Origin of the sequence: Micromonospora zamorensis (assembly GCF_900090275.1) — a bacterium.
GTDB classification, from domain to species: domain Bacteria; phylum Actinomycetota; class Actinomycetes; order Mycobacteriales; family Micromonosporaceae; genus Micromonospora; species Micromonospora zamorensis.
This window is the reverse complement of the sequence record NZ_LT607755.1, coordinates 1,774,898-1,798,598: the sequence shown is the minus strand read 5'-3', so window position 1 is coordinate 1,798,598 and position 23,701 is coordinate 1,774,898. Positions and strand designations below refer to the sequence as shown.

The following is a 23,701-nucleotide window of genomic DNA, read 5'->3' as shown; positions in this document are numbered from 1 at the left end:
TTCCTCGCGCTCACGTGGAGTACGCCGAGTTCTCGTGCACGTACGCGTGGGACAGATCGTTGGTCCAGATCGTCGCTGCCGACGTGCCCGCGTGCAGGTCGATCCGGATCGTCACGTCCCGCCCGGTGAGGTCGACCTTCGAGCGGTCCTCGGCGGCGGCGCCGCCCCGGCACACCCACACCCCGTTGACCGCCACGTCCACCTCGTCCGGCTCGAACGCCGCGGCGGTGGTGCCGACGGCAGCGAGGATCCGACCCCAGTTGGGGTCGTTGCCGAACAGCGCGGTCTTGACCAGGTTGTTGCGGGCCACCGAACGGCCCACCTCGACCGCGTCGTCCTCGTCGGCGGCGCCCACCACGTCGATGGCGATCTGCTTGGTCGCCCCCTCGGCGTCGGCCACCAACTGCTGGGCGAGGTCGTGACAGGCCGCGGTGACGGCGGCGACCAGCTCGGCCGGAGTCGGTTCGATGCCGCTCGCACCGCTGGCCAGCAGCAACACGGTGTCGTTGGTGGACATGCAGCCGTCGGAGTCGACCCGGTCGAAGGTTACCCGGGTCGCCGCGCGCAGCGCGTCGTCCAGCGCCGCCGGCCCGGCCACCGCGTCGGTGGTCAGCACGCAGAGCATGGTGGCCATTCCCGGCGCGAGCATCCCGGCGCCCTTGGCCATGCCGCCGACCGTCCAGCCGCTGCCCCGGGCCACTGTGGTCTTCGACCGGGTGTCCGTGGTCATGATCGCCTCGGCGGCGGCCACGCCGCCGTCGCGGGACAACCGCCGGATCGCCGAGCGGACACCGGGCAGCAGCTTCGGCATCGGCAGCCGCTCACCGATCAACCCGGTGGAGCAGACCGCCACCTCACCGGCGCCGAGGATCAACCGTGGGCTGACCGAGGTCAGCGCGGCGGCGGTGTGCTCGGCGGTGGCGTGGGTGTCCTGGAAGCCGGCCGGGCCGGTGCAGGCGTTGGCGCCACCGGAGTTGAGCACCACCGCGCGGACCACACCGCCCTGCACGACCTGCTGGCTCCAGAGCACCGGCGCGGCCTTGACCCGGTTGGTGGTGAAGACACCGGCGACACCGGCGTCCGGGCCGTCGTTGACCACCAGCGCGACGTCCGCGCCACCACTGGTCTTGAGGCCCGCGGCCACTCCGGCCGCGCGGAACCCCCGAGGGGTGGTGACACTCATGGGCTGACTCCCCAGATCGACAGGCCCGTCGTCTCCGGCAGGCCGAGCATGAGGTTGGCGTTCTGCACTGCCTGACCGGCCGCGCCCTTGCCCAGGTTGTCCAGCGCGCTGAGCACGATCAAGCGGCCCGAGTCGACGTCGACGGTGGCCTGCAGGTGACACGAGTTGGAGCCCAGCGTGGCGGCCGTGTGCGGCCAGCGGCCCTCCGGCAGCACGTGCACGAACGGCGCGTCGGCGTACGCCTGCGCCAGCACCTGCTGCGGGTCGACACCGCGCGCCGGCACCGCGGTGACCGTGGCCAGAATGCCGCGCGGCATCGGCGCCAGGACGGGCGTGAACGACAGGCCGGTCGCGCCGGATGCCTGCTTGATCTCCGGCACGTGCTGGTGGGTGCCCACCCGGTACGGCGACAGGTCGCCCAGCACCTCGCTGGCCAGCAGGTGCGGCTTCGCCGCCCGACCCGCGCCGGAGGTGCCGGATGCGGCCACGACCACCACGTCGGCGGGGCTGGCCGCGCCGTCGGCGATCAGCGGCGCGAGCGCCAGGGTGATCGCGGCGGCGTAGCAGCCGGTGTTCGCCACCCGGGTGGAGCCGGCGATCAGCTCCCGCTGACCGGGCAGCTCGGGCAGGCCGTAGGTCCACTGCCCGGCGTGCGTGCCGCCGTAGTACTGCGCCCAGGCGTACGGGTCGGCGAGCCGGTGGTCCGCGCCCAGGTCGACGATGCGCACCTCGGCCGGCAACTGGGACGCGAGCGCAGCCGACTCGCCGTGCGGCAGGGCCAGGAAGACCAGGTCCGCGTCGGCGAGCGTCGCCGGGTCGGTCTGGCCGAGCACCAGGTCGAGCCCGGTGAGCTGCGGGTGCACCACGTCGACGCGGTGACCGGCCTGGCTGTGCGCGGTGGCGGCGACCAGGTCGAACTCCGGGTGGCCGGCGACCAGGCGCAGCAACTCACCCCCGGCGTAGCCGCTCGCACCGGCGACCGCGACTCGGATCCCCATACTTACCTCCGCATGACTATGCAGAAAAGATTAACAAGGGCGACTCACGAGTGCAAGTTCATGCAGCCCTCTGCATGGCAATGTACCGGTGCCGCTGCCGGGGAAACACCTGAGTCAACGTTCAGCTAAATCGTCTGAGGCGGCATTCAATCGACTAGCATGACTTTCTGACGGTGGTGGGCCGGCCTGCCCGGTCCGCGTGGGGGCACCTGACGGAGGACGCGGTGGGGCTGTCGTTCGAGATCCTCGGTCCGGTCCGGGTGCGTCGCGACGGGCAGACCCTGCGGATGCCGGCCGGCCGGCCCACAGCCTTTCTGGTCACCCTCCTGCTCCAGGCCGGCCTGGCGGTCCCGGTCGACCGGCTGCGCGAGGAGCTGTGGGGCAGACGACCCCCGGCCTCGGCCGTGGCCAACCTGCGCAGCCACGCCAGCCAGCTACGCCACCTGCTCGACTCCCCCGACGAACTGCCCCGATTGCCCGCCGAGCACGGTGGGTACCTGCTCCGCGTCGAACCGGGTGAACTGGACGCCACCGAGTTCGAACGACTCGCCACCGACGGCCACGCTGCCCGCATCAGCGGCGAACACGAACTGGCCACCACCCTGCTGAGCCGCGCGCTCGGGCTCTGGTCACCGACCGAACCACCCCCGGCGTACGGGCCGGCGACCGCGGTCGCCTTCGACCGGCTGCGGGAGCGGCGCGCCGGCGCCCGGGAGACGTACGCGGCCTGCCGCCTGGACCTGGGCGACCGGGGCACACCGCAGCTGCTGACCCTGCTGCGCCAGCACCTCGCGGAGCACCCGCTGCGCGAGCCGGCGTGGGCGCTGCTGATGACCGCGCTGCATCGCGCCGGCGACCATGCCGGCGTGGTGCATACCTACCAGGCGGCCTGCCGGGCACTCGACGGCGAACTGGGCGTGGCTCCCGGGCCCGAGCTGACCGAGCTGTACCGCTCGGTGCGCCGCCAGGAGCGCCGGACGGCGGTCCCGACCCGGCGGCCCGGCGGCACACCGCCCCGGCATCGCGCCGTCGCGTCGCGGGTGCCGCACGAGCTGCCCTGCCCCGCCGCGTCGTTCGTCGGCCGCCGGGCAGAGCTGGCCCGGCTGTGCCAGGCGCTGGTCGACGCCCGGCGGCAACCGGTCACCGTGGCCGTCTACGGCATGGCGGGCACCGGCAAGTCGGCACTGGCGCTGCGTGCCGCAGCGGCGGCGCTGGACGCCTTCCCGGACGGCCAGCTCCACCTCGATCTCGGCGGGTCGGTCGCGGACGCCCCACCCCTGCCGTTGCAGGTCGCCACCCGGGTGCTCCGGGCCCTGTACCCGGGCGCCGACGAACCGGAGCCGACCAGCGTCGCCGAGGCGCGCGCCCGGGTCCGGTCCCTGCTGTTCGACCGACGGGTGCTGCTGGTGCTCGACAACGCCGCCGACGCCGCCCAGGTCGACGGCCTGCTGCCGGTCCGCGGCGGGTGCGCGCTGCTGGTCACCAGCCGCAACCCGGTCACCACCGGCGACGCCCCCGGCCTGCGGCTCGACCCGCTTCCCGCCGCCGACGCGCTGGCGATGCTGCGGGCCACCGCCGGAGATCGGACGGTGGACGCGGAGCCGGAGGCGGCCTCGGCGGTGGTCAACCTCTGCGAGCGGCTGCCGCTCGCATTGCGCACCGCGGCCGGCCGGCTGACCGAGGGACCGCACTGGTCGCTGACGCGGTTGGCGCTGTTGCTGCGCGACGAGCGGTACCGGCTCGCCGAGACCGGTCTCGGGCCCCGGCTCAGCGCCAGCTACCACCGGCTCGGGTCGGCCGCGCCGGTCTTCCTCCGGCTCGGCCGAGCCCACCCCGGGCCGGTCACCGCCGAACTGGCCGCCATGCTGAGCGGGGCTCCGCCCGAGGACGCGGCGCGGGCACTGGACCGGCTGGTCGCCGCGCAGCTCGCCGAGCCGGCCGGACCGGGCCGGTTCCACATCGGCGAACTCGTCCGGCTCTACGCCGCCGAACTCGCCGCCACCGAGGCGAGCGGTGACCTGGCCGGTCAGACGGGTGCCGGGGCGTCCTCCCGGTAACCGCGGGCCTGCAGGCCGAACAGCCGGGCGTACCGGCCTGCGGCGGCGAGCAGCTCCCGGTGGTCACCCCGCTCGACGACCCGACCGTCGGCGAGCACCACGATCGTGTCCGCGTCGCGCACCGCGTTGAGCCGGTGCGAGATGAGCAGACTGGTCCGACCCCGGCGCAGCTCACCCAACCGGCGGTGCAGGTCGTGCTCGGCCTCGGCGTCCAGGCCGGAGCTGGGCTCGTCCAGAATCAGCAGGTCCCGCTCGGCCCGCAGGAACCCCCGGGCAAGCGCCACCCGTTGCCACTGACCGCCGGAGAGCACCACCCCGGCCTGCGGGTCGTCCCGGTCCGGGCCGTCGAAGAAGATCCGGGTCAGCAGGGTGTCGTAGCCGCGGGGCAGCGCGGTCAACGTGTCGTCGATGCCCGCATGCCGGGCGGCGGTTCGCAGCCGCTCCGGGTCCTCGCGCGCGCCCAGGTCACCCAACGCGATGTTCTCCGCCGCGCTGAGGTCGTACGGCATGAAGTCCTGGAACACCGCCCCCAGCCGCTCGCGCAGCTCCGCTGGATCAAACTCGCGCAGGTCGACCCCGTCCCACCGGATGCTGCCGCGCTCCGGGTCGTAGAAGCGGCAGAGGAGCTTGACCAGGGTGCTCTTGCCGGCGCCGTTCAGCCCCACCAGAGCCGTCGTGGCCCCGGCGCGCAGGTGCAGGTCCACACCCCGCAGCACCCACGGATGCTGCGGCGAGTAGCGGAACCACACATCGCGCAGCTCGATGCCCTCGGTCAGCGGTGGCACCGGCCGGGGGGTGGCCGGCACCGGCAGGTCCGTCTCGACGTGCGCCACCTGGTCGTAGTGCTCGAAGAGCAGCAGCGCCTGGTGGATCGCGCCGAGCTGGACGACCAGGCTGCCCAGCGCACCCTGCACCCCCGGGATCGCGGCCAGGAAGATCACCACGTCGCCGAGGCTGAGCCCGCCCGCGCGGGCGACCGAGACGGTGTAGACCACCCCGATGCCCGCCACCGTCGCGCCGAGCAGGCCGAGCACCGCTTGGGCGCGCACCTCCCGGCGGTCCAGTTTCTGCTCCACCCGGTGCAGGTCGTGCAGCTCGTCGAGCATCCGGTCGCCGAAGAACCGGCCCAGACCGAACAGGCGCACCTCCTTGGCCGCCGGCACACCCACCAGCAGCTGGGCGAAGAACAGGTCCCGCCGTTGGAAGTGCTCCATCCGCAGCACCATCGCCGCGCGGGCCCGGTTGAGCCGTAGCTGCATCCAGAGTGTGGGCAGCGCGGCGAGCAGCACCAACGCCCCGATCAGCGGGTTGAGCATCAACAGGACGCCGAGGAACCCCGTCATCGCCAGTGCGCTCTGCACAGCGCCGAACGTGTTGCCGGTCAGCTGGGTGGGACCGAGGTGACCGGTCTGCTGGGCGGCCTGCAACCGGTCCTGGAACTCCGGATCCTCCAACCGCACCAGCCCGACGAGCCGCTGCACCGCGTCGTAGAGGCGGCGGCGCACCAGCCGCGACACCGCCCGCGACCGCTGCGCCGCCACGTAGGTGCGCAGGTGCGGCAGGACCGTGCCGAGCGCGGCGGCCATGGCGAGGCCGGCGGCGAGCGCGGTCAGCGGCACGCCGGCCGAGCCGCCACCGGTGAGCCGGTCCAGCACGAGCTTGGTGAGCGCCGCCACGAGGACCGGGGTCAAACCGGCCAGCACGGCGAGCAGCAGGTCCGTCGTAGTGCCCCCCGGGGCGGCCCGCCAGGTCAGCCCCAGTGCCGACCGGGCGTGCCGGGCAGCCTGCCGCGGTGCCAGCCGGGGGCCGCTCACCGCGCCACCGGCAGGTCCAACCGGGCGATGCCGAACGCCGTCGACGCCACGATGCCGCGCTCGTCGAGCAGGCCGAACGCCGGGAACCCCTTGACCCCGAACGCCAGCGGAAGCGCGCCGGTGCCCGGCTCCACGAAGACGGTCGCCAGGCCGGTGAACCGCTCCGCGTACGGCTGGGTCTCCGGACCCTTCCCGACCACCACGATCCAGACGTGCTCCGCGCCGCCGGGCATCGTCCTTGCCCGGTCGACGAGCACCGGCAACTGCTCCTCGCAGTGCTCACAGCTCGGCGAGAGGAACGCCACCAGGGTCATCGGCGGCAGATCGGCGCGCGCGAGCAGGCGACCGTCCACAGTGGTTGACACGAAGTCACCGGGGATCGAACCCACCTCCAGCATCACCGCCGGTGGTTGGCCCTGCTGGTCGCTGAGCAGGTCGGAGTGCTCGCGCAGCCGACGGACCACACCGAGCAGCAGGACCAGGTTGAGCAGGCCGAGAGCGGCGACGAGGACAACGGCGACGGTCAACAGCGCCATGAGGGCTCCTTCGGGGTGCGGGGATACGAACCGGGGTCAGTGCCGACCGGCCGGACGGGACTGCCGCGGCGACGTGGGGGCGAACAGGGCGACCAGGTCGTCGAGCCGGACCACCACTGCGGCGAGGGGAACCGCCACACCGACGGCGACCAGGACGGCCGACGCGGACGGCGGCGGCCCGGTGGCGCTGGCCCAGCCGAACAGGCCGAGCAGCGCCACTGCGGCGAGGGCGAGGTTGCGCCCGACGTGCCGGGGCCCGACCGGCGCGTCGGCGGCGCCGAAGCAGCGGCAGGCCGGCCGGGCACCCCGACGCAACGCCCCGACGATCGCGGCGGTGAGCACACCGAGCAGCCCGACGGCGAGCACCAGCCCGACGGGCACGGTCCGGGGGACGGCGAGCAGCACCACCACGGCGGCCTCGGCGACCACCGCGACGCGGGCAGCGGGCACGGTCCAGCGGTCGGGCACGCCGAACTGGCCGACCGACCCGACGAAGGCGGCGAAACCCGCCCGGGTCCGCAGCTTGCCGACGACCGCGGCGAGGAACACCAGGGCCAGCAGCAGCCGTGCGGTCAGTTCCAGGGCTCGCATCCGTACGCACCTCCCATTGCCGGGAGGCCCACGCTAGAAGTGGCGGATACATCGCGGATACATCGACTGTTGCCGACCTCCGGCTCGGCTGTACCGGCGGTGTACCGACCCGCCGTAGCGTCCCGGCAACGATCCGTATCGAGGGGAGGTGAACGGATGTTCCGTCGACTGGAGAACCTGGGCGAGCGGATGCTCGGCGTGTTCGTACCCAAGGTGACGGCAGCCGCCGGCTGTCCGCCGGACCCGTACTGCGCGCTCTGTGGGACGTGCTACTTCAAGCGGTGCAGCACGAACCTGGCCTGCAAGACGACCTGCGGAAGCTGCGGTTACTACTGCAGCGCGGGCGCGAGCACGATGAGCGCTCTCTGCTGAGGCGCTGACGGCGTGCCACCCGGCCCGGGCCGGGTGGCACGCCGTTCCGCATGCCACCCACGCCGACGGTCAGTCCGCGCGCGGTCGCGGCCGGACCACCACGCCGAGCACGTCCGGCTCCGGGATGTAGCCGCACTCGCGGGAGTCGTAGCTCTGCGACGGGTTGTCGCCGAGCACCACCAGCCGGCCGGCCGGCACCACCTGCTCGCCACCACGGCGCAGCAGCGGCACCCGGTCCACCGGCACCGGGTCGCCCGGCACCGCGTACGCCCGCTTGATCAGCAGGCCGGGCGTGCCCGTCGCGTCGGGGCGGGTGGGTCGCCCGGCGGTCATCTCCGCCGGGGCGACCACCACGACGACGTCACCGGGCCGGATCCGGGCCAGCGGCACGCGCCGGGCCAGCACCCGGTCACCGGAGCGCAGCGTCGGCTCCATGCTGCGCCCCACGACCGCGACCAGCAGCAGGTGCCGGCGGGCCCAGATCAGGGCGGCGGTGGCCACCGCGAACACGGCGGCCACCGCGAGCCATCCCAGCACCGGCACCGCTCAGGCGCCGCGCAGGGTGGCGCCGAGGCGCTCCGCCGCGACGGCGACCGCCGCGTCCCGTGCCGCGACCGCCTCCTCGACGGTAAGCGTCCGGTCCGGTGCCCGGAAGGTGAGCTTGTACGCCAACGACCGGCGGCCGGCGCCGAGTTGCGCGCCGGAGTACACGTCGAACAGCCGCACGTCCTCCAGCAGTTCACCGGCGCCCGCCTCCAGCGCCCGGCGTACCTGCTCCGCCGGCACCGAGTCGTCCACCACCAAGGCCACGTCGATCAGCGCCGGTGGGAAGCCGGACACCGTCGGCGCGGGCGTCACCGGGGTCGGTGGCAGCGTGTCGAGGTCCAGCTCCATCGCGCAGGTGCGTCGGGGCAGCTCCAACGCCGCGACGACCACCGGGTGCAGCTCACCGGCGTGCCCGACGACCGCGCCGTCGACCCGCAGCTCGGCGCAGCGGCCCGGGTGCCACGGCGCGTACTCGGCCGCCCGCACCTCGACCCGCTCGCCGGGAATCCCGGCGGCGTCGAGCACGTCACGGGCCGCCTCGATCGCGTCCGCCCAGCCGGCCGGTCGACCCGCACCCCACCAACCGGCGGGGTCGAGGTCGCCGGCGAGCACCACCGCGACGTGCACCGGCTGCGCCGGCACCACCGCGTCGGCGGCCGCGAACTCCGCGTCGGTGGGACGCCGGTCCACGCCCATCGCCGGCGGGCTGCCGGCACCGACGCGCGGGTGGAAGACCGCGCCGATCTCGTAGAGGGCGAGGTCGCGGTGACCTCGACCGAGGTTGCGCTTGAGGATGCCGAGCAGCGGGCCGAGCAGCGTGGTGCGCAGCAGCGGCTCCTCCTCGGACAACGGGTTGGCCAGCCGCACCGCGGGGCGACGCGGGTCGTCGGCCGCCAGGCCGAGCTGGTCGGCCAGCTCCGGCGACACGAAGGGGTGCGCGAGCACCTCCACGTACCCCCGCTCAGCGAGGGACCCGGCGACCGCCCGGCGCCGACGTTGCCGCGGGGTCAGGCCGCGACCGGGAGGCGCGGTCGGCAGCACCGACGGCACCCGGTCGTACCCGTCGAGGCGGACCACCTCCTCGACCAGGTCGGCCGGGTCGGTCAGGTCGGGCCGCCAGGTCGGCGGGGTGACACTCAGCGCCGTCCCGGCGCCGCTGGCCACGCCGACCGCGCCCGGGTCCTCGGACAACCGGTCCACGCCCTGCGCGACGGTGCAGCCGACCCGCTCCAGCAGGGCGACCACCCGCGCCGGCGGGTACTCCACGCCGACCCGCCGGGTGGGCAGGTCCGCCGGCAGGGTGATCGGGGTACGCGGACGGACGTGGTCGATGTCCAGGACCTCCGCGCCCGGGGTGCCACCACCGTGCTCGGTGAGCAGCCGCACGGCACGTTCCAACGCGACCAGCGCCACGGCCGGGTCGACGCCCCGCTCCCAGCGCTTCGCGGCCTCGCTGAACAGCTTGTGCCGGCGGGCCGTACGCCCGACCATCGCCGGGTCCCAGTGCGCCGCCTCGAAGAGCACGGTGGTGGTGTCGGCGACGACCTCGCTGGTCTCGCCGCCCATCACGGCCGCGAGGGAGATCGGACCCGTGTCGTCGCAGATGACCATGTCGTCGGCGGTGAGCACCCGGTTGACACCGTCCAGGGTGGTCAGCTTCTCCCCCGCCTCGGCGCGGCGGACCACCAGCGGCCCGACGACCCGGTCGGCGTCGAAGGCGTGCATCGGCTGGCCCAGCTCCAACATCACGTAGTTGGTGATGTCCACCGGCAACGAGATGCTGCGGATGCCGGCGGTGACCAGCCGCTGCTGCATCCACGACGGGGTGGGCGCGCTCGGGTCGACGCCCCGGACCAGGCGGGCGGTGAACCGGTCGCAGCCGACCGTGTCGCGGACCTCCACCGGGTAGGCGGGTGTCTCGGTGCCGCTCGGCGCGGGGGCCAGGGCCGGGTCGTGCAGCGGCACGTCGAACGCGTGCGACAGCTCCCGGGCCAGACCCCGCAGGCTCAGCGCGTACCCCCGGTCGGGGGTGATCTCCAGATCGAGCACGACGTCGTCGAGGCCGACCACCGGGCGCGCGTCGTCGCCCGGCTTGGCCGTCACGTCCGGCCCCAGCACGATGATGCCGGAGTGGTCGTCGCCGAGACCCAGCTCCTTCGCCGAGCAGATCATGCCCGCGGAGTTGTGCCCGTACGTCTTGCGGGCGCCGATCGCGAACCCGCCGGGCAGCACACCGCCGGGCAGGATCACCACCACGCGGTCACCGACGGCGAAGTTGCGCGCCCCGCAGACGATCTCCTGCGGCTCCCCGGTGCCGTTGGCGTCACCCACGTCGACCCGGCAGAACCGGATCGGCTTCTTGAAGCCGGTGAGCTCCTCGATCTCGCGGACCTCACCGACGACGAGCTGACCGGTGACGGAGGCGGCCAGGTCCACGACGGACTCGACCTCGATGCCGAGGTCGACCAGGGCCTGCTCCAGGTCACCGGTGGGCAGGTCGGCGGGGAGGTCGACGTACTCCCGCAGCCAACTGACAGAAACTCGCATGACTTCAGACCACCGTTCCCGTGTCTCGTACCCGCATCGCCTACGCCCCGGTCCCGAGCGCGCGGCTGAACCGCACGTCGCCCTCGAAGAGGTGGCGGATGTCGCTGACCCCGTGCCGGACCATCAGGGTCCGGTCGATGCCCATGCCGAAGGCGAATCCGGAGTAGACCTCCGGGTCGACGCCGCAGGCGCGCAGCACCCGCGGGTTGACCATGCCGCAGCCGCCCCACTCGACCCACTGCGGGCCGTCACGGTGCTCCGGGAACCACACGTCGAACTCCGCCGACGGCTCCGTGAACGGGAAGTAGTGCGGCCGCCACCGGGTCTTCGCCTCCGGCCCGAACATCGCCCGGGCGAAGTGGTCGAGCGTGCCCCGCAGGTGCGCCATCGTGATGCCCTTGTCGACCACCAGACCCTCGGCCTGGTGGAACACCGGGCTGTGCGTGGCGTCGATCTCGTCGGTGCGGTAGACGCGGCCGGGCACGATCACGTAGATCGGCGGCTTGCGGCTGAGCATGGTGCGGGTCTGCACCGTCGAGGTGTGCGTACGCAGCACAAGGCCGGAGCCCTCCGGTGCGATGTGGAACGTGTCCATCAACCCGCGCGCCGGGTGGTCGGCGGGGATGTTCAGCGCGTCGAAGTTGACCCACTCCAGGTCGACCTCAGGCCCCTCGGCCACCTCGTAGCCCATCCCGACGAACAGGTCACTGATCGACTCCATCAGGACGCTCAGCGGGTGTCGGGCGCCCCGGGGACGCCGGTTGAAGGGCAGGGTGACGTCCACCCGCTCCTCGACCAACACCCGCTGGGCCTGCTCACGCTCCAGCACCTCGGCGCGGTCGGCGTACGCGGTCTCGATCGCCCGGCGGGCCTCGTTGACCCGCTTGCCGGCGTCGGACTTCGCGGCCGGCGGCAACGCGCCGATCTCGCGGCGGGCCAGCGAGACCGGTGACCGGTCACCGAGATGCACCGAGCGCAGCGCGGTCAACGCGTCCGGGTCGGCGGCGGCCGTGAACGCCTTCGTGGCGTCCGCGACAGCCTCGTCCAGGGCGGCGGGGTCGAGCAGGGCGACCTGCTTCGGGTCGTACGGATCGTTGCGGTAGCTCATGGCGTACGGGCACTCCCTCACGGCGGCGCCAGCCCTCACCGGGGGCGGCTAAGCGAGTCTACGGACGCGCGGCTGTGCCGCAGCCCGCCGGTAGGAGTTGTGCAGGGAGCAGGTCAGGCCCGCCGCCCGCCGACACCGGCGGGCTGGCTAAACGAACGCCGTGGCGCGTTCATGGGCGGACGCTCTCCCCTGCTGTCAGTCGCGCCGGGCATGATCACCCTCAGCGCTGTGCTCTCGCTGAAGCGTACAGGCACACCGCCGCTGCGGCAGCCAGGTTGAGGCTCTCCGCGCGCCCGTACAACGGCACCCGCACGCGGGCGTCGGCGGCGGAAGCCAACTCCTCGGGCAGGCCGTGCGCCTCCGAGCCGAACAACCATGCGGTGGGCCCGACGAGCCGACCGTAGTCGGTCATGTCGTCCAGGTCGCTGTCGCCGTACCCCGTGGTGGCGAAGATCGACAGCCCAGCGGCGCGCAGCGCGTCGACCACCTGGGCGGGGTCGGCGGCGCGCACCACGTCGAGGTGGAAGAGGCTGCCGGCGGAGGCGCGTACACACTTGCCGTTGTACGGGTCGACGGCCTCGCCGGCGAAGACGACCGCGCCCGCCCCGGCCGCGTCGGCGGTGCGCAGCACCGTGCCGGCGTTGCCCGGGTCACGGATCTCGGCGAGCACCGCCACGAGCCGGGGCGCACCCGCGAGGGCCTGCTCCAGCGACACGTCGAGGTGCCGGCAGACGGCGACCAGTCCCTGCGGGGCGACGGTCTCGGTCAGCGCGGCGAGGGCCTCGTCGGTGACCTCGGAGACGGGCACGTCGGCGCGGGCCGCCGTGGCGGCCAGATCCGGGTGCCGGTCGAGGGCGGCGGTCGTACCGAACAGCTCGGTGACCACCTCCGGCCGCGCGAGGGCCTCGCGGACCGCCTGTGGGCCCTCGGCCAGGAACTGGCCGGTGGCGTCGCGGTCCCGGCGGCGTTGCAACCGCCGGGCGGCGACAACCCTGGGGGTACGCGGGGTGAAAGCCATGGTGTGCGCTCCTCCGGCACGATTGAGGCGCCCCCCGGACGGCGGTGCCGACACGGGAGACGCCTCGTTCTGGTGCGTGGGGATCAGGCGGCCTGAGCCGCCGCGCCGCCGGTGCCCTCGGCCGTGACCGCGGCCCGGGCCAGCTCGACGATCGCCGCGAAAGAGGCGGCGTCGTTGACAGCCATGTCGGCCAGGATCTTGCGGTCGACCTCGATGCCGGCCAGACGCATGCCCTGGATCAGGCGGTTGTAGGTCATCCCGTTGGCCCGGGCGCCCGCGTTGATCCGCTGAATCCACAGCTGCCGGAAGTCGCCCTTGCGGTCGCGACGGTCCCGGTAGGCGTACTGCATCGAGTGCAGCACCTGCTCCTTGGCCTTGCGGTACAGCCGGGAGCGCTGACCGCGGTAACCACTCGCGGACTCCAGCAGGGTACGACGCTTCTTCTGGGCGTTTACAGCCCGCTTGACGCGTGCCATCTCAACTCCTTATTACGTAAAGGTGGCGCGCGTCAGCGGCCGAGCAGCTTCTTGATGCGCTTGACGTCGGCCTTGGCCAGCACGACCGTGCCGGTCAGCCGGCGGGTCTGGGTGGAGGGCTTCTTCTCCAGGTTGTGACGGAGGCCGGCCTGCTGGGCAACGATCTTGCCCTTGCCGGTCACCTTGACCCGCTTACCCATACCCGTGTGGCTCTTCATCTTCGGCATGTGGAACGTCTCTCCCCTGTTACTCGCCGCTGGTATCGGCGGCGAGGCCGGTGTCACCGGCTGCTGCGGTCTCGCCGACCGCTGCGGTCTCATCGGCTTCCGGAGCGGCGGACTCGTCCCCTGCCCGGTCCCGAGGTCCACCGCGGGACGCCGTAGCGGCGACCGCGGAGGCCTTGACGGCCCGATGCGGAGCGAGAACCATGATCATGTTTCGGCCGTCCTGCTTCGGAGCGGCCTCGACGTATCCCAGTTCCGTGATCTCGGATTCGAGTCGACGCAGGAGCCGGTAACCCAGCTCCGGACGACTCTGCTCGCGACCGCGGAACATGATCGTCACCTTGACCTTGTCGCCCGCCTTGAGGAACCGCACCACGTGACCCTTTTTGGTCTCGTAGTCGTGCGGGTCGATCTTCGGTCGAAGCTTCATTTCCTTGATGACGGTCTGCTGCTGGTTACGCCGCGCTTCGCGCGCCTTGAGTGCGCTCTCATACTTGAACTTGCCGAAGTCCATGAGCTTGCACACCGGCGGGCGCGCCATCGGCGCAACCTCGACCAGGTCCAGATCGACGTCCGCGGCCAGCTGAAGAGCGCGCTCCAGGGGGACGATGCCCACCTGCTCACCCTCTGGGCCGACCAGTCGGACCTCACGTGCCCGGATCTGCTCGTTCACGCGTGGTTCGACGCTGATGGGGCCTCCTCGAGTCGCTTCTGCTCAGTGCCGACCCCCGCGGCCCCCGGATGGGAACCAACCCGAAAAGCAGAAGGCCCCGGCGCATGCCAGGGCCCGCTCGACCGGTCAGCACGATCACAGGATCGCGCATCCGGCGCCGGGACATGCCCGGAACCGGTGACCGGACCCGGCCACCGTAGCGGCGACTCGGGTGGGAGCAGGCGCTCCGCTTTCAAGGCTGTCTGCTCGCACGCGGAGACAGCCTGGTCGACTCGACAACACTACACCGGCGCCCCGTCCGCCCCCAAACCGGGCACCACCTGAGGGTCAAGGCCCTGCCCGCGCTGGCCGTGCTGGCCGCCCCGCCCCGGTCGTGCCGGTCGTGCCGGGCGAGTCGGACGAGTCGGACGGGCGGCGGCGGCCAAGATCCCGCGCAGTTTCCCTGAAAGTGCTGCCTCCGGCGACGCTGAGACAGCAGTTTCAGGGAAGTTGTCCAGATCTTGCCGATGGGATGCGGGTCAGCGGCCGGCGGCGCGTTCGGCGAGGTGGGCCTGGTGCGCCTCGTGCAGGCGTCGCAACGCGCGGACCCCGTCGACGGCAAGCTCCTTGTCGGCCGCCTGGAGGGCGATCATCGGCAGGAGGTCGTCGTCATGCAGGTCCAGGCTGGCCCACGGCGCGCCCCGGTCGAACCGGACTCCCCGGACAACCTCCCAGGGCAGCTCGTAGGAGCTGATGATGTTGCGCACCCGGACGCCACGCGCGTCCGCCTCCACCCGCGGACGGGTGAACAGCAGGAAGCCCAGCGCCCCGAAGATGCCCAAGCCGACCATGGCGATCTGGTCGCCGCGCTGGAAGCTGCCGTAACCGTCGCCGGTCGGCCCGCTCAGCGAGGTGGCGACCAGACCGAACACCACCACCAGCGCAACCGCCGCCGACCAGCAGACCACGCGGATGCGGCGGGGCTTCAGGCGGACCAGTTCGGTTTCACTCACCCCACCAGTCTGCCATCCGCACCCGCCCGTGGGCCGCACCACCCGCCGAGCGAACACTCAGCCCGGCCATGCGGGCACCCACACGGTCACGACCACATCGCGCCACCGGGCAACACGGCACCGCCGCATCGCACGGCACCGCCGCACCGCACGGCACCGCCGCACGGCACGGCACCGCGCCGCGCCGCGCCGCGCCGCACCGCACCGCACCGCGAAGATCGTGCTCGATCCAGGATCAAGTGGCCTCCGTCGAGATCGACACCACTACTTCAATGATCGAGCGCGATCTTCCCGGTCGGGGCACGGCCGCCGGGAGGGTTCCTCGCCGCACACCCGCGCCGCATACCCGCGCCTCACACCCGCGCCGCACACCCGCGCCGGCGCGACAGATCCACTCGGGTTTCGTGAAACGGGGGTGTCCCTGGCGCGCGGACACCCCCGTTTCAATGAACCCGAGTTGATCAAGCGCCGGGCCGCCCGCCGGACGACCGGTCAGAGGCGACAGGCGTGGATGTTGGTGACGAGGATGGCGCGAGCGCCCAACTCGTACAGCTCGTCCATGATCCGGTGGACGTCGTCGCGGAGCACCATCGCCTGCACCGCCACCCAGCCCTCGCGGTGCAGCGGCGAGACGGTGGGTGACTCGATGCCCGGGGTGAGCCCGCTGGCGCGATCCAGCAGGCCGGCCGGCACGTCGTAGGCGAGCATCACGTAGCGGCGGGCCACCAGCACACCGTGCAGACGGCGCAGCAACTGCTCGGCCTGCGCGTTCGCGGGCGCGCCGGCACGCCGGACCAGCACCGCCGAGGAGCGCAGCAGCGGCTCCCCGAACACGACGAGGCCCGCCTGGCGCAGGGTGGCGCCGGTCTCCACGACGTCCGCGATCACGTCGGCGACACCGAGGCGTACGGCGTTCTCCACCGCACCGTCGAGGCGGATCACGTCGGCCTTGACTCCCACCTCGCCGAGGTGCCGCTCGACCAGCCCGGGGTACGCGGTGGCGATCCGGTGGCCGCCCAGATCCTGGACGGAGGCGATGTCGTCGGGGCGGGCGGCGAAGCGGAAGGTGGCCCGGCCGAAGGCGAGGTCGACGACCTCTTCCGCCGGCGCGGCCGAGTCGATCAGCAGGTCCCGGCCGGTGATCCCGAGGTCGAGGTCACCGGAGCCGACGTAGGTGGCGATGTCCTTGGGGCGCAGGTAGAAGAATTCGACGTCGTTGGCCTCGTCCCGGCAGACGAGGTCCTTGGGGTCGGTGCGCTGGCGGTAGCCCGCCTCGCGCAGCATCTGGGCGGCCGGCTCGGCCAGGGTGCCCTTGTTGGGGATGGCGACACGCAACATGACGGAGTGCTCCTTCGATCCGGATGGCGATCAACGGGTGGGGGCACTCACAGATGTCGGTAGACGTCCTTGAGGTCGAGACCACTGGCGAGCATGAGCACCTGGACCTGGTAGAGCAGTTGGGAGATCTCCTCGGCGGTGCGCTCCGGCCCCTCGTGCTCGGCGGCCATCCACGACTCGGCCGCCTCCTCGACGACCTTCTTGCCGATGAAGTGCACCCCCTTTTCCAGGGCGGCGACGGTGCCCGAGCCCGGGGTGCCGGCGGCGGCCTTGGCCTGCAGCTCGGCGAACAACTCCTCGAACGTCTTCACGGGAGAGGATTCTTCCAGCCGGTCGACTCGCACCGTACGTCCGGGTCCGCCAACACCCGGTCAGCGGGACTTCGAGGCGGCAATTCCCTATCGACATGGTGGGACAACCTTCGATCGATGCTCATGGAGCTCTACGCTGTCGGCCATGGCCAGCAGCTCACGTCTCCTCGCGCTCACCCTCGCCGGTGCCGCCGTCGTAGCCACCGCCGGATGCGCGCCACAGAAGGAACTACCAACCCCCACTGTCACCACGGGTCTGTCCTGCGCCAAGGACAGCCTGCCCACCCGTACGCCGGGCAAGCTCACCATCGCCACCGACCAGCCCGCGTACGAGCCGTGGTTCTCGAAGGACAAGCCGGAGAGCGGCGAGGGCTTCGAGTCGGCCGTCGCGTACGCGGTGGCGGAGAAGCTCGGCTACGCCCGCGCGGACGTCACCTGGACGCGGGTGAAGTTCGACACCGCGATCGCGCCCGGGCCGAAGGACTTCGACTTCGACATCAACCAGTTCTCCATCACCGAGGAGCGCAAGCAGGCGGTGGACTTCTCCGCGCCGTACTACCTGGTGCGGCAGACCGTCGTCGCGTTGAAGTCCTCGAAGATCGCCGGCAAGACGTCGCTGGCAGATCTTCGCGACGCGCGGCTCGGCGCCCAGGTGGGCACCACCAGCTACCAGGCGATCACCGACGTGATCAAGCCGTCGGCCAAGCCGCAGGTCTACAACAGCAACGACGACGCCAAGAAGGCCCTGCAGAACGGGCAGCTGGACGGTCTCGTGGTGGACCTGCCGACCGCCTTCTACATCACCGGGGCGGAGATCACCGACGCGACGATCGTGGGGCAGGTGCCGCAGGTCGGTACGCCGGAGGCGTTCGGGTTGCTGCTGGACAAGAACTCCCCGCTGACCTCCTGCGTGACCGGCGCGGTCGGTCAGCTCACCGCGGCCGGCACGCTGAAGCAGTTGGAGCAGACGTGGCTCGCGCAGGCGGCGGGGGCGGCCGAGCTGCGGTGACGCTCCTGGATCACGTGCCCTCCGAGGCGCAGCGGCGGCGGTCGGCGTACCGGCATCGGCAGACCGTCTACAGCGTGATGGTCGCGGCCTGTTCCACGGCGGCGCTCGGCACGCTGCTGGTCGTCGCGGTGACCGGTGCGCCCGGCTGGGACCGGGTGCGGCAGTCGTTCCTGGACCCGGAGATCGCCCGGGACGCGTTGCCGGCGGTGCTGAGCGGGCTCTGGCTCAACGTCCGGTTGCTGGTCTGCTGTGCGGTCGGCGCGCTGCTGCTCGGGCTGGTGATCGCTGTGCTGCGGACGTTGCGCGGCCCGGTCTTCTTCCCGGTCCGGGCACTCGCCGCCGGCTACACCTACACCTTCCGCGGCCTGCCGCTGATCATCGTGCTGTACCTGCTCACCCTCGGCGTGCCCGGCCTGCGACTGCAGGGGATGCCGCCGGTGCTCGTGCTCGGTGGGGCCGCGTTGGTCCTCACCTACAGCGGTTATCTCGCCGAGGTGTTCCGGGCCGGCATCGAGTCGGTGCACCCCAGCCAGCTGGCCGCGGCGCGCTCGCTGGGCCTTACCTATCGGCAGACGATGCGCCACGTGGTGCTGCCGCAGGCCGTCCGCCGGGTGGCGCCGCCCCTGCTCAACGACGTGGTGGCGTTGCAGAAGGACGTCGGGCTGGTCTCGCTCGCCGGGCCCATCGACGCGGTCCGCGCGGCTCAGATCGCCACCGCCCAGTCGTTCAACTACACGCCGTACGTCGTGGCGGGGGTGCTCTTCGTGCTGCTCGCGATCCCACTGATCGCGGTCACCGACTGGGTGACGCTGCGGGCGGCGCGCCGACAGTCGGGAGGCTGAGGATGGCTTTGCTCCGCTGCCGGGGTCTGCGCAAGGAGTTCGCCGGCCAGGTGGTGCTCGACCAGCTCGACCTGACCGTCTCCGAGCATCAGGTGGTGGCGCTGATCGGCGCCTCCGGGTCGGGCAAGTCGACGCTGCTGCGGTGCGTGAACCTGCTGGAGGAGCTGGACGACGGCACCATCGAGCTGGACGGGGAGGACATCTCCGATCCCCGGGTTGACCCGGACCGGGTCCGTCGGCGCATCGGCATGGTGTTCCAGGCGTACAACCTCTTTCCGCACCTGAGCGTGTTGGAGAACGTCACCCTCGCTCCGCGCCGCGTACACCGGCGGGCCCGGGCGGAGGCGGAGGCCCAGGCCCGGGAGCTGCTCGACCGGGTGGGGCTCGGCGCCAGGGCGGACGCCTACCCGGACCGGCTCTCGGGCGGGCAGCAGCAGCGGGTGGCGATCGTCCGGGCGCTGGCGAACTCACCTCGGCTGATGCTGCTCGACGAGGTGACCTCCGCGCTGGACCCGGAACTCGTCGGTGAGGTGCTGGCGATGATCCGGGACCTGAAGGCCGACGGGATGACCATGGTGCTGGCCACCCACGAGATGAGCTTCGCCCGGGAGGTCGCCGACGAGGTGTGCTTCCTCGACGAGGGTCGGGTCGTCGAGAGCGGCCCGCCCGAGCAGGTGCTGGGCGAGCCGACCCAGCCGCGCACCCGGCAGTTCCTGCACCGGATCATCGAGGCCGGCCGGCTCTGAAGCCGGCCGCCCCGCACGCAGGCGGCATCTCAAGCCGGCGGCCCTCAAGCCGGCCGCCGGCAAGCGCGGGGCAGCCGCCGGCGAGGATGCCTCAGCCGCCGAAGCCGACCCGCTGGGCGCTGCCGGCGGCGACGGTCCGGACGGCCAGCGCGGCGTCGAGCGCGGCGACGGTCGCGGCCCAGCCCTTGTCCTCCGCCGAGCCGGGCAGACCGGCGCGGTCCCGGGCCTGCTCGATGGTCTCCACGGTCAGCACCCCGTGCGCCACCGGCTTGCCCTCGTCCAGCGCGACCCGGGTCAGCCCGTCGGTGACTGAGCGGCAGACGTAGTCGAAGTGCGCGGTGGAACCGCGGACCACCACGCCGAGCGCGACCACCACGTCACACCGGCGCGCGAGGGCCTGGGCGACCACCGGAAGCTCGACCGAGCCGGCGACCCGGGCGACCACGGACCGGGCCCCGCACGCCTCGGCGGCAGCCAACGCCCGCTCCAGCATGTGGTCGGTGAGGTCGCCGTGCCAGCGGGCGGCAACGACCCCGACGGTCAGCCCCGCGGCATCCACCGCGTCGACTCCCGGCTCACCGAAACCCGCCATCGTCATGCTCCGATCTCGTCGTTGGCGACCGGGCGCCCCAGCGGCGCCTCGGACAGCTCGTCCAACTCGTCCAGCAGGTGACCCATCCGGTCCCGCTTGGTGCGCAGGTAGCGCAGGTTCTCCGGGTGCGCACCGGCCGGCAACCCCTCCCGGCCGGTGATGGTCAACCCGTAGCCCTCCAACCCGGCCCGCTTGGCCGGGTTGTTGGTCAGCAGTCGCATCGAGCGCACGCCCAGGTCGTAGAGGATCTGCGCGCCGGTGCCGTAGTCGCGGGCGTCGGCCGGCAGGCCCAGGTCGAGGTTGGCGTCGACGGTGTCGCGGCCGGAGTCCTGCAACTGGTACGCCTGCAGCTTGTGCAGCAGCCCGATGCCGCGCCCCTCGTGCCCGCGGACGTAGAGCACCACGCCCCGGCCCTCCCGCCCGACCCGGGCCAGCGCGGCGTCCAGCTGCGGCCCGCAGTCGCAGCGCAGTGAGCCGAACACGTCCCCGGTAAGGCACTCGGAGTGCACCCGCACCAGCACGTCCTGGCCGTCGCCGAGGTCGCCCAGCACCATCGCGATGTGTTCGGCCGGGTCGTGCTCCGCGCGGTAGCCGAGGGCCCGGAACACCCCGTGCCGGGTGGGCATCCGGGCGTCGGCGACAAGCTCGACCTGCTTCTCGGTGCGCCGCCGGTAGGCGATCAGGTCGGCGATCGTGATCAGCGTGAGGCCGTGCTCGGCGGAGAACTTCTCCAGGTCCGGCAACCGCATCATGGTGCCGTCGTCGTTGACCAGCTCGCAGAGCACGCCGGCCGGGCGCAACCCGGCCAGCCGGGTCAGGTCGATCCCCGCCTCGGTGTGCCCGGGGCGGCGCAGCACCCCGCCCTCGCGGGCGCGCAACGGCACGACGTGCCCGGGCCGGGCCAGGTCGGTCGGGTCGGTCGCCGCTGCCGCGAGCAGCCGGCTGGTGTGCGCGCGGTCGGCTGCCGAGATGCCGGTGCTGACACCCTCCCGGGCGTCCACTGTCACCGTGTACGCGGTGCCGCGCCGGTCCTGGTTGGTGTGGTGCATCGGCGGCAGGTCGAGGCGGTCGGCCTCGCTCTCGGTCAACGCCACGCAGACGTACCCGGAGGTGTAGCGCACCATGAACGCCATCAGCTCCGGTGTGGCCAGCTCGGCCGCGAAGATCAGGTCGCCCTCGTTCTCGCGGTCGGCGTCGTCGACGACGACCACCGGCCGACCGGCCGCGATCTCGGCGACCGCCTGCTCGATATCCCCGAAGCTGGTCACGCGACGGCCTCCCGGTAGATGGGCGTACGGGCGAGGGCCGCGGCGCGCGAGGTGCGCCACCAGGCGGCGAAGCCCCAGGCGCAGAGGGCGCCGTAGATCAGGTACATGACCGCCGACGGGTAGAACCCGCCGCGCAGCAGCAGCGGCACGCCGACCGCGTCCACCGCGATCCAGAGCAGCCAGAACTCCACCCAGCCGCGTGCCATGCCGTAGGTGGCCAGCAGGCTGCCGGTGAGAATCCAGGCGTCGGGCAGCGGACCCCACGAGCCCAGCGCCTTGAGCACCGGGTACGCGGCGGCGGTGCCGACCACGGCAGCCAGCAGCAGCATCAGCCGCTCCCGCCCGGTGGCCCAGCGCGGGACGACCGCTGCCTGACCGGCGTCGGCGCGGCGGTTCGACTGCCAGCGCCACCAGCCGTAGACGCTGACCGCGAAGAAGAACACCTGTCGGCCGGCCTGCCCGTACAGGTCGTGCTCCTGGGGGGTGGCGAACACCCCGCCGAGGAAGACGGTGAGCAGCAGCGCGTTGCCGACCATGCCGACCGGCCACGCCCAGACCAGCCGGCGCAGCCCGAGCAGCGCGGAGACCAGCCCGAACGCGTTGCCGACGATCTCCCGGGCCAGCACCGACGAGCCGCCCACCTGCACCTGTGCGTCCAGCAGCCAGCTCAGCGGGCCCATCAGGCCACCCCGCCGGTGATCGGGGCCACCCCGGTGCCATCGGTGCCGGTGAGCCGGTCGCCGAGCAGCCGCTCGACGTACTTGGCCAGCACGTCGACCTCCAGGTTGACCGGGTCGCCGACGCTCTTCGCGCCGAGCGTGGTCAGCTTGAGCGTGGTCGGGATCAACCCGACGGCGAACTCGTCCGCGCCCACCTGGGCCACGGTCAGCGAGACACCGTCGATGGTGATCGAGCCCTTCTCCACCACGTACCGGGACAGGGCGGCGGGCAGCCGGAACCGGACCGTCTCCCACTGCTCGGCCGGCTCCCGGGAGAGCACCGCGCCGACGCCGTCCACGTGGCCCTGCACCAGGTGCCCGCCGAGCCGGCTGCCGAGTGCGGCGGCCCGCTCCAGGTTGACCGGGTCGCCGACGTTCAGCGCGCCCAGCGCGGAGCGGCGCAGCGTCTCCCCCATCACGTCGGCGGTGAAGACCCCGTCGGCCACCTCCACCACGGTCAGGCACACGCCGTTGACCGCGATGGAGTCGCCGTGCCGGGCGTCGGAGGTGACCAGCGGACCGCGTACGCCGATCAGCGCCGAATCGCCCGCCGTCGGCGTGACCCGGACGATCTCGCCCAACTCCTCGATAATGCCGGTGAACATCTCAGCCCTCCCTTTTGCGGGGCAAAGCGGTGATCCGGAGATCCGGACCGATCTGCGTAACGTCGACGAACTCCAGATCGATGGCCTCAGCGATGGTGCTCACTCCGGCGTCGACCAGGGCGGTCGGGCCGGCGCCGAGCAACCGGGGCGCGACGTACCCGACGATCTTGTCGACCAGGCCGGCCCGCAGGAACGCGCCGGCCAGCCGGGGGCCGCCCTCCAGCAGCACCGCGCGGACCCCGCGCTGGTGCAGCGCCGCGAGCAGCGCCGTCAGGTCGACCCGGCCGTCCGGGTCGGCGCCCACCTCGGCGGCGGTCGCGATCCACGTCCGCGCGGCGCCGTCGCGGACCCGGGCGTCAGCCGGGGTACGCCCCGAGCTGTCCACCACCACCCGCAGCGGCTGCCGGATGGCCAGGCTGCCGTCACGAAGGTTGCGAGCGGTCAACCGGGGGTCGTCGGCGAGAACGGTGCCCACCCCGGCGAGCACCGCGTCGACAGTGCCACGCAGGGCGTGCACGTCGATCCGGGCCGCCTCCGAGGTGATCCACATGCTGGTGCCGTCGAGCGCGGCGGAGCGCCCGTCGACGGTGGCGGCGTACTTCCAGATGACGTACGGCCAGCCCCGGCGCATCGAGGTCAGCCAGGCGACGTTGCCGGCCTCGGCCTCCTCGCCGCGTACCCCCAGGTCGACACGGACCCCGGCGGCGCGCAGGGTGGCGGCGCCGCCGGACGCGACCGGGTTGGGGTCGGGCACGGCGATGACCACCCGGGCGACCCCGGCCTGGACGAGCGCGGAACTGCAGGGGCCGGTGCGGCCGGTGTGATCGCAGGGTTCCAGAGTGACGACGGCGGTGCCGCCCTTGGCCCGCTGCCCGGCCTGCGCGAGGGCGACGATCTCGGCGTGCGGCCCGCCGGCGTACGCGTGGAAGCCCTCACCCACGACCTGGCCGTCGTCGTCGAGCAGCACGCAACCGACCACCGGATTGGGGCTGGTCGTGCCGAGCCCGCGCGCCGCCAACTCGATCGCACGCCGCATCGCCTCATCGACGGAGACGCTGGCCATCGCGCTGCCCCTGCCCTCTCACTCGCCGGTCCGCGCGCTGGCGGTCAGGGAGGCTGCGGCCATGGGGCCGCGG

Annotated in this window: 25 protein-coding genes; 5 read left to right on the top strand and 20 right to left on the bottom strand. The window is 72.8% G+C overall.

Features of this window, described 5'->3' with window-relative positions; all coding sequences use genetic code 11:
- Positions 1 to 10 precede the first annotated feature (10 nt).
- On the bottom strand, positions 11 to 1,183 hold the full coding sequence (gene argJ, locus GA0070619_RS08100) for a bifunctional glutamate N-acetyltransferase/amino-acid acetyltransferase ArgJ (protein WP_088947496.1): 1,173 nt from the start codon (positions 1,181 to 1,183) through the stop codon (positions 11 to 13).
- The gene (gene argC, locus GA0070619_RS08095; RefSeq protein WP_088947495.1) at positions 1,180 to 2,181 is read right to left on the bottom strand and encodes an N-acetyl-gamma-glutamyl-phosphate reductase; all 1,002 of its coding nucleotides are present in this window, start codon (positions 2,179 to 2,181) and stop codon (positions 1,180 to 1,182) included. Before argC ends, argJ begins: the two co-directional genes overlap by 4 nt.
- A 224-nt stretch (positions 2,182 to 2,405) precedes the next feature.
- On the opposite strand from argC, the gene GA0070619_RS08090 reads away from it, so the two are divergent.
- On the top strand, positions 2,406 to 4,238 hold the full coding sequence (locus tag GA0070619_RS08090) for an AfsR/SARP family transcriptional regulator (RefSeq protein WP_157743932.1): 1,833 nt from the start codon (positions 2,406 to 2,408) through the stop codon (positions 4,236 to 4,238).
- On the opposite strand, the gene GA0070619_RS08085 is transcribed toward GA0070619_RS08090, so the two are convergent.
- From GA0070619_RS08085 to GA0070619_RS08075, 3 genes are read right to left on the bottom strand one after another with little or no spacing between them, the layout of a single operon-like run.
- Positions 4,208 to 6,052, bottom strand: coding sequence for an ABC transporter ATP-binding protein (locus GA0070619_RS08085; protein WP_088947493.1), 1,845 nt, complete (start codon positions 6,050 to 6,052; stop codon positions 4,208 to 4,210). The two genes, GA0070619_RS08090 and GA0070619_RS08085, sit on opposite strands and share 31 nt — an antisense overlap.
- Positions 6,049 to 6,588, bottom strand: coding sequence for a TlpA family protein disulfide reductase (locus tag GA0070619_RS08080; RefSeq protein WP_088947492.1), 540 nt, complete (start codon positions 6,586 to 6,588; stop codon positions 6,049 to 6,051). Before GA0070619_RS08080 ends, GA0070619_RS08085 begins: the two co-directional genes overlap by 4 nt.
- A gap of 36 nt (positions 6,589 to 6,624) precedes the next feature.
- Complete coding sequence (locus tag GA0070619_RS08075; protein WP_088947491.1) at positions 6,625 to 7,179, bottom strand: MauE/DoxX family redox-associated membrane protein; 555 nt, start codon at positions 7,177 to 7,179, stop codon at positions 6,625 to 6,627.
- Positions 7,180 to 7,335: 156 nt separating this feature from the next.
- Here GA0070619_RS08075 and GA0070619_RS08070 point away from each other — a divergent pair, with 156 nt between their 5' ends.
- Positions 7,336 to 7,551: a hypothetical protein gene (locus tag GA0070619_RS08070; protein ID WP_088947490.1), complete on the top strand. Its 216-nt coding sequence runs from the start codon at positions 7,336 to 7,338 to the stop codon at positions 7,549 to 7,551.
- A 69-nt stretch (positions 7,552 to 7,620) separates the two neighbouring features.
- Here the strand turns inward: GA0070619_RS08070 and GA0070619_RS08065 are convergent, their stop codons facing one another.
- The 10 genes from GA0070619_RS08065 to GA0070619_RS08015 all read right to left on the bottom strand — a co-directional run bounded on the left by GA0070619_RS08065 (position 7,621) and on the right by GA0070619_RS08015 (position 16,784).
- The gene (locus GA0070619_RS08065; protein ID WP_231927320.1) at positions 7,621 to 8,088 is read right to left on the bottom strand and encodes a S26 family signal peptidase; all 468 of its coding nucleotides are present in this window, start codon (positions 8,086 to 8,088) and stop codon (positions 7,621 to 7,623) included.
- A gap of 9 nt (positions 8,089 to 8,097) precedes the next feature.
- Positions 8,098 to 10,644: a phenylalanine--tRNA ligase subunit beta gene (gene pheT, locus GA0070619_RS08060; protein ID WP_088947489.1), complete on the bottom strand. Its 2,547-nt coding sequence runs from the start codon at positions 10,642 to 10,644 to the stop codon at positions 8,098 to 8,100.
- A gap of 40 nt (positions 10,645 to 10,684) precedes the next feature.
- Positions 10,685 to 11,752: a phenylalanine--tRNA ligase subunit alpha gene (gene pheS, locus GA0070619_RS08055; RefSeq protein WP_088947488.1), complete on the bottom strand. Its 1,068-nt coding sequence runs from the start codon at positions 11,750 to 11,752 to the stop codon at positions 10,685 to 10,687.
- A gap of 220 nt (positions 11,753 to 11,972) precedes the next feature.
- Entirely contained in the window at positions 11,973 to 12,770 is a 798-nt protein-coding gene (locus GA0070619_RS08050) for a TrmH family RNA methyltransferase (RefSeq protein WP_088947487.1), read from the bottom strand.
- A gap of 83 nt (positions 12,771 to 12,853) precedes the next feature.
- Entirely contained in the window at positions 12,854 to 13,246 is a 393-nt protein-coding gene (gene rplT, locus GA0070619_RS08045) for a 50S ribosomal protein L20 (protein WP_088947486.1), read from the bottom strand.
- A 32-nt stretch (positions 13,247 to 13,278) separates the two neighbouring features.
- Positions 13,279 to 13,473, bottom strand: a complete 195-nt coding sequence (rpmI, locus tag GA0070619_RS08040) for a 50S ribosomal protein L35 (protein WP_007458415.1) — start codon at positions 13,471 to 13,473, stop codon at positions 13,279 to 13,281.
- Between the two features lie 19 nt (positions 13,474 to 13,492).
- Positions 13,493 to 14,143, bottom strand: coding sequence for a translation initiation factor IF-3 (gene infC, locus GA0070619_RS08035; protein ID WP_088947485.1), 651 nt, complete (start codon positions 14,141 to 14,143; stop codon positions 13,493 to 13,495).
- 518 nt (positions 14,144 to 14,661) lie between these two features.
- Positions 14,662 to 15,135: a PH domain-containing protein gene (locus GA0070619_RS08030; RefSeq protein ID WP_172862001.1), complete on the bottom strand. Its 474-nt coding sequence runs from the start codon at positions 15,133 to 15,135 to the stop codon at positions 14,662 to 14,664.
- Positions 15,136 to 15,627: 492 nt separating this feature from the next.
- A complete protein-coding gene (gene hisG / locus GA0070619_RS08020) occupies positions 15,628 to 16,473 on the bottom strand; it encodes an ATP phosphoribosyltransferase (RefSeq protein WP_088947483.1) in 846 nt (281 codons plus the stop codon).
- Between the two features lie 47 nt (positions 16,474 to 16,520).
- Positions 16,521 to 16,784: a phosphoribosyl-ATP diphosphatase gene (locus tag GA0070619_RS08015; RefSeq protein WP_088947482.1), complete on the bottom strand. Its 264-nt coding sequence runs from the start codon at positions 16,782 to 16,784 to the stop codon at positions 16,521 to 16,523.
- Positions 16,785 to 16,929: 145 nt separating this feature from the next.
- On the opposite strand from GA0070619_RS08015, the gene GA0070619_RS08010 reads away from it, so the two are divergent.
- From GA0070619_RS08010 to GA0070619_RS08000, 3 genes are all read left to right on the top strand, one after another.
- Positions 16,930 to 17,793, top strand: coding sequence for an ABC transporter substrate-binding protein (locus GA0070619_RS08010; RefSeq protein ID WP_088947481.1), 864 nt, complete (start codon positions 16,930 to 16,932; stop codon positions 17,791 to 17,793).
- A gap of 77 nt (positions 17,794 to 17,870) precedes the next feature.
- Positions 17,871 to 18,635, top strand: coding sequence for an amino acid ABC transporter permease (locus GA0070619_RS08005; protein WP_414855632.1), 765 nt, complete (start codon positions 17,871 to 17,873; stop codon positions 18,633 to 18,635).
- 2 nt (positions 18,636 to 18,637) lie between these two features.
- A complete protein-coding gene (locus GA0070619_RS08000; protein ID WP_088947479.1) occupies positions 18,638 to 19,381 on the top strand; it encodes an amino acid ABC transporter ATP-binding protein in 744 nt (247 codons plus the stop codon).
- A gap of 91 nt (positions 19,382 to 19,472) precedes the next feature.
- Here the strand turns inward: GA0070619_RS08000 and ribH are convergent, their stop codons facing one another.
- The 5 genes from ribH to ribD are packed head-to-tail and all read right to left on the bottom strand — an operon-like array spanning position 19,473 to position 23,628.
- Complete coding sequence (gene ribH / locus GA0070619_RS07995) at positions 19,473 to 19,973, bottom strand: 6,7-dimethyl-8-ribityllumazine synthase (RefSeq protein WP_088947478.1); 501 nt, start codon at positions 19,971 to 19,973, stop codon at positions 19,473 to 19,475.
- Positions 19,974 to 19,975: 2 nt separating this feature from the next.
- Positions 19,976 to 21,241 carry a bifunctional 3,4-dihydroxy-2-butanone-4-phosphate synthase/GTP cyclohydrolase II gene (locus GA0070619_RS07990; protein WP_088947477.1) on the bottom strand — a complete coding sequence of 422 codons (1,266 nt, stop codon included), beginning with the start codon at positions 21,239 to 21,241 and terminating at the stop codon, positions 19,976 to 19,978.
- Positions 21,238 to 21,921: a nicotinamide riboside transporter PnuC gene (gene pnuC / locus GA0070619_RS07985; protein WP_088947476.1), complete on the bottom strand. Its 684-nt coding sequence runs from the start codon at positions 21,919 to 21,921 to the stop codon at positions 21,238 to 21,240. Before pnuC ends, GA0070619_RS07990 begins: the two co-directional genes overlap by 4 nt.
- On the bottom strand, positions 21,921 to 22,565 hold the full coding sequence (locus GA0070619_RS07980) for a riboflavin synthase (RefSeq protein WP_088947475.1): 645 nt from the start codon (positions 22,563 to 22,565) through the stop codon (positions 21,921 to 21,923). The genes pnuC and GA0070619_RS07980 overlap by 1 nt, the downstream gene beginning before the upstream one ends.
- Before the next feature lies 1 nt (position 22,566).
- Positions 22,567 to 23,628 (bottom strand): bifunctional diaminohydroxyphosphoribosylaminopyrimidine deaminase/5-amino-6-(5-phosphoribosylamino)uracil reductase RibD, encoded by a 1,062-nt coding sequence (gene ribD, locus GA0070619_RS07975; protein WP_088947474.1) that lies wholly within the window; start codon positions 23,626 to 23,628, stop codon positions 22,567 to 22,569.
- Positions 23,629 to 23,701: the final 73 nt, after the last annotated feature.

What these genes read in the sequence shown, in the direction of transcription:
- argJ (WP_088947496.1), bottom strand. Translation starts at nt 1,183, where the DNA reads ATGAGTGTCACCACCCCTCGGGGGTTCCGCGCGGCCGGAGTGGCCGCG.
- argC (WP_088947495.1), bottom strand. Translation starts at nt 2,181, where the DNA reads ATGGGGATCCGAGTCGCGGTCGCCGGTGCGAGCGGCTACGCCGGGGGT.
- GA0070619_RS08080 (WP_088947492.1), bottom strand. Translation starts at nt 6,588, where the DNA reads ATGGCGCTGTTGACCGTCGCCGTTGTCCTCGTCGCCGCTCTCGGCCTG.
- GA0070619_RS08075 (WP_088947491.1), bottom strand. Translation starts at nt 7,179, where the DNA reads ATGCGAGCCCTGGAACTGACCGCACGGCTGCTGCTGGCCCTGGTGTTC.
- GA0070619_RS08070 (WP_088947490.1), top strand. Translation starts at nt 7,336, where the DNA reads ATGTTCCGTCGACTGGAGAACCTGGGCGAGCGGATGCTCGGCGTGTTC.
- pheT (WP_088947489.1), bottom strand. Translation starts at nt 10,644, where the DNA reads ATGCGAGTTTCTGTCAGTTGGCTGCGGGAGTACGTCGACCTCCCCGCC.
- pheS (WP_088947488.1), bottom strand. Translation starts at nt 11,752, where the DNA reads ATGAGCTACCGCAACGATCCGTACGACCCGAAGCAGGTCGCCCTGCTC.
- GA0070619_RS08050 (WP_088947487.1), bottom strand. Translation starts at nt 12,770, where the DNA reads ATGGCTTTCACCCCGCGTACCCCCAGGGTTGTCGCCGCCCGGCGGTTG.
- rplT (WP_088947486.1), bottom strand. Translation starts at nt 13,246, where the DNA reads ATGGCACGCGTCAAGCGGGCTGTAAACGCCCAGAAGAAGCGTCGTACC.
- rpmI (WP_007458415.1), bottom strand. Translation starts at nt 13,473, where the DNA reads ATGCCGAAGATGAAGAGCCACACGGGTATGGGTAAGCGGGTCAAGGTG.
- hisG (WP_088947483.1), bottom strand. Translation starts at nt 16,473, where the DNA reads ATGTTGCGTGTCGCCATCCCCAACAAGGGCACCCTGGCCGAGCCGGCC.
- GA0070619_RS08010 (WP_088947481.1), top strand. Translation starts at nt 16,930, where the DNA reads ATGGCCAGCAGCTCACGTCTCCTCGCGCTCACCCTCGCCGGTGCCGCC.
- GA0070619_RS08005 (WP_414855632.1), top strand. Translation starts at nt 17,871, where the DNA reads ATGGTCGCGGCCTGTTCCACGGCGGCGCTCGGCACGCTGCTGGTCGTC.
- GA0070619_RS08000 (WP_088947479.1), top strand. Translation starts at nt 18,638, where the DNA reads ATGGCTTTGCTCCGCTGCCGGGGTCTGCGCAAGGAGTTCGCCGGCCAG.
- ribH (WP_088947478.1), bottom strand. Translation starts at nt 19,973, where the DNA reads ATGGCGGGTTTCGGTGAGCCGGGAGTCGACGCGGTGGATGCCGCGGGG.
- pnuC (WP_088947476.1), bottom strand. Translation starts at nt 21,921, where the DNA reads ATGGGCCCGCTGAGCTGGCTGCTGGACGCACAGGTGCAGGTGGGCGGC.
- GA0070619_RS07980 (WP_088947475.1), bottom strand. Translation starts at nt 22,565, where the DNA reads ATGTTCACCGGCATTATCGAGGAGTTGGGCGAGATCGTCCGGGTCACG.
- ribD (WP_088947474.1), bottom strand. Translation starts at nt 23,628, where the DNA reads ATGGCCAGCGTCTCCGTCGATGAGGCGATGCGGCGTGCGATCGAGTTG.